General features: G+C 66.5%; 4 protein-coding genes. 2 read left to right on the top strand and 2 right to left on the bottom strand.

The features are described from left to right. Nucleotides 1–248 precede the first annotated feature (248 nt). Nucleotides 249–734, bottom strand: coding sequence for a nitroreductase family deazaflavin-dependent oxidoreductase (locus ACFWPJ_RS27975; RefSeq protein ID WP_378855758.1), 486 nt, complete (start codon nucleotides 732–734; stop codon nucleotides 249–251). A gap of 340 nt (nucleotides 735–1,074) precedes the next feature. Here ACFWPJ_RS27975 and ACFWPJ_RS27970 point away from each other — a divergent pair, with 340 nt between their 5' ends. Beyond that, nucleotides 1,075–2,397 carry a family 1 glycosylhydrolase gene (locus ACFWPJ_RS27970; protein ID WP_378855756.1) on the top strand — a complete coding sequence of 441 codons (1,323 nt, stop codon included), beginning with the start codon at nucleotides 1,075–1,077 and terminating at the stop codon, nucleotides 2,395–2,397. Nucleotides 2,398–2,435: 38 nt separating this feature from the next. Beyond that, complete coding sequence (locus ACFWPJ_RS27965; RefSeq protein WP_378855754.1) at nucleotides 2,436–3,164, top strand: TetR/AcrR family transcriptional regulator; 729 nt, start codon at nucleotides 2,436–2,438, stop codon at nucleotides 3,162–3,164. A 21-nt stretch (nucleotides 3,165–3,185) separates the two neighbouring features. Here ACFWPJ_RS27965 and ACFWPJ_RS27960 read toward each other — a convergent pair. Then, nucleotides 3,186–3,513, bottom strand: a 328-nt coding sequence (locus ACFWPJ_RS27960) for a diiron oxygenase (protein ID WP_378855752.1), incomplete at its 5' end; no start/stop codon positions are given.

The raw sequence follows: 3,513 nt of genomic DNA, 5'->3' as shown, positions 1-3,513 counted from the left end.
GGAGAACACAACGATCCACTGAGGATGCAATCCCGGTGGCGCACGCTCGAGCCCGACGTCGATCAAGCGGTGGTGCCGAACGGATACCACTTCCCCATGTGCGACGCGCCGTGGCTCGTCGCGGAGCTCATCGCCGATTGGCATCGACTGCGGGTCGCGCCCACCGTCTGACGCGGTGCCTTCGAACGACGCAACCCGCCTGATCCGACGCGGCTCGTCGACCAGTCCTGGATCGGCACCTCCGTAACTCAGTCCCCGATGCTGTCCAGCCGGAAGATGCGAAACTCACGGCCGCCGGACAATTCGAATTCCATCTCGTAGCCGGGCCAGAACTCCACGACCTGGTCCCAGACGCGTTTACGCTCGACGCCGGTGATCTCCGTGACCGTCACCGGGAACGGTGAGCTGCTGCTGTAGCGGACCGAGGCGGTGCGTGCCGCGCGCAGGTTCGCCGACCACGCCGGATGCTGCGGCTTGCCCCAGTTCGAGCCGACGAGATAGAAGCCGTCGCCGTCCGGGACGCACAGCAGCGACGTCGTCCGCGGCTGACCCGACTTGCGGCCGACCACGGTGACCTCGATCGACGGCAGGCCGGCCAGGTCCAGAACTCCCCACCGGCCGCCGCTGAGCCTGCGCAGCAGTCGTTCGGTCGGCAAGACGACGCCGGCGCCGCGCATCAGCCAGGGCTGTGCGGCGAGTTCGCGTGCGAGGGCAGGTAAGGGATTCCACGCCATCCTCGAATCCTGGCTCGAGGGAAACGGATCCATCGACTCAGGACGGTCCCCTGAGAGGCAACTCACTCGACTTCCCGGAGCGCCGTCGCGACAGGCGGGCCTGCCTCCCTCTCTCGTCGGTGCTGGTGAGTTGTCGAAAAATGACGGGTTTGTTGTTACTGGCGGTGGACGTTGGTGGAGTGAAGGGATGTCATATTAGTAGATGCGCATATCTACGTATTGACATGTTGATTATCGACCTTTGAGTTCATTCGCCGCACCGGCCTGATTCCCGGAATCAACCTGCCCGATGCCGCACACTGAAACACTTCCCTCCCCTTTCCTGCCAGGAGTGAGTGTCATGCCCTCCCCCAGTGTTCGCCGATTCCTCGTCACGGTCGCCTTGGCCGCCGCGGCACTGCTCCCGGCCAGCCTCTCCCCCGCCCTCGCTCGACCTCCCGCACCTGCCCAGCTGGCGCCCCTCGGACCCGAATTCCTCTGGGGCGTGGCAGCTTCTGGCTTCCAAGCCGAAGGCGATGCACCGGACAGCAATTGGCGCCGTTATGCCGAGTCGGGCGCGACGCACGACCCGTATCTGAACTCGGTCGACTTCCGCACGCGCTACCGATCCGACATCACCCTCGCCGCGGATCTCGGTGTGCGCGTGTACCGCATCGGCATCGAATGGGCCCGCGTGCAACCGCAACCCGGCGTCTGGGACGAGAGCGCACTCGCCTTCTACGACGATGTCGTGCGAGCGATCACCGACGCGGGCATGCGACCGATGCTGACCCTCGACCACTGGGTGTACCCGGGCTGGGCCGCCGATCGGGGCGGCTGGCGCGATCCCGAGATCGTGGCGAACTGGCTCGCCAACGCCCGGCACGTGGTCGACCGCTTCGCCGGCACCGACCCACTCTGGGTGACCTTCAACGAGCCGACGTTCTATCTGGTCAACGAACTGCGCCGCAGCGGTATCGGCGCGACCGATGTCCTCGCCATGGGTTCACGAATCACACAGGCGCACAACAGCATCTACGACTACATCCATGCCGTGCAGCCCGGCGCCCAGGTCACCAGCAATGTCGCGTACATCCCCGCCGCCGACGACGCGGTCAGCGGTCCCCTGCTCGACCGGATCTCGGCGCGCCTGGATTACCTCGGCATCGACTACTACTACGGCCTGTCTCCCACCCAGCTCGCCGTCCCCGATTTCGACCGGCTCTGGACGATTCCGCTGCAGGCCGAAGGCATCTACTATGCACTCGATCACTACGCGCGCCGCTTCCCTGGCAAGCCTCTCTACATCGTCGAGAACGGCATCCCCACCGAGAACGGGCTGCCGCGCACGGACGGCTACACCCGCGCCGATTCGCTGCGCGACACCGTCTACTGGTTGCAGCGCGCTGTCGCCGACGGCATCCCGCTGATGGGCTACAACTACTGGAGCCTCACCGACAACTACGAATGGGGTTCCTACACACCACGTTTCGGCCTCTACACCGTCGACGTACGCACCGATCCCACCCTCACCCGCAAGCCGACCGACGCCGTCGCGGCCTACCGGGCGATCACCGCGCTGGGCGGCGTCCCCGCCGGCTATCGACCGACCCGCGGACCTGTGCCGTGCTCCCTGGTCGACTCATTGACGAGCTGCACCGATCCTGTGTCGGTACCGCGGTAGCGGTTTCGGGCGCTGGCAGGTGCTCTACACTCGGGCGGGTGTCGACCGCACCGTCACACCCCTCCAGCGCCGCGAGCGGCAGACAAACCCGATGGCAACCGCACAACGACAGCCGCCGGGAGCGGATCGTGCTGTCCGCGGTCGAGTTGCTCGAGCGGGCCCCCGCCGGCGTCGAGGTCCCGATCGTGCAGATCGCCGAGCACGCGGGCCTCGCGAAATCAGTCGTCTACCGGCAGTTCGCCGGCCGCGACGAACTGGATCGCCGGATCAGGAGTGAGATCGCCGACCGGTTCGTCGCCGAGATCGAAGACGCCCTCGATATCGGCGACGGCTCCATCCACGACATCCTCGTGCGCACTGTCGGCGGCGTGGTCACCTGGATCGAAGTGCATCCACGGCTGCACGAGTTCCTGCGCACCGGCCCGTCGGAGGCCGATCCCGATGTTGACGCGATGAGCGCCCTCATCGCGACCATCGCGGCGTCGGCCAGGGCACTGGTCACCGGCCTCGCCGGTGTCGTCGGCGTGACCGACGACGCCACGGCCGACACGATGACCTTCGCCATCGTGTCGATGACCGAGGCGACCGTCACCCGCTGGGCCAACGACACGAATCCGGCGCTGACCAGAGAACAGCTGATCGAGGAGCTCGCCTCCTACGCCTGGCACGTGGTCGACGGTGTCGCCCGCAGACATGGTCTGGCTCTCGATCCCGACCAGCAGCTCGTGGAAATCATCACCCAGCTCGTCGCCGGTGACGGTCACTGATCCAGCGCCACCTGCCCAGGCTCAGGCGACCCGGCGCTTGCCGCGCGCAGGCTCGCTGCGGTAGCGCGAAGCGGGTCCGCCTACACCGAGTGTCCGCCACATCCGCCGTGCGACCGGGTTCATCAGGCCGAGGTCGTCGGCCAGTTTGCGCATGTCGCCGAAGTAGCCGGACAGGATCTTCTGGGAGTGCTCCGACTTCCAGAACGCCTGCTCGATCACCTCGTGCGGAATGTCGAATTCACGCGCGAACGACCGCGGCGGCGCCATGATCTCCCCGGCGAGCCAGCGCATGGCGATCGGGAACGCCACCGAACACACACCACGATTGAACTTGCCCATCCGCCCGATG

The organism is Nocardia sp. NPDC058497 (assembly GCF_042720195.1).
In the GTDB taxonomy this organism is placed as follows: Bacteria; Actinomycetota; Actinomycetes; order Mycobacteriales; family Mycobacteriaceae; genus Nocardia.
This window is presented reverse-complemented; position numbering and strand designations above follow the sequence as displayed.

What these genes read in the sequence shown, in the direction of transcription:
- ACFWPJ_RS27975 (WP_378855758.1), bottom strand. Translation starts at nt 734, where the DNA reads ATGGCGTGGAATCCCTTACCTGCCCTCGCACGCGAACTCGCCGCACAG.
- ACFWPJ_RS27970 (WP_378855756.1), top strand. Translation starts at nt 1,075, where the DNA reads ATGCCCTCCCCCAGTGTTCGCCGATTCCTCGTCACGGTCGCCTTGGCC.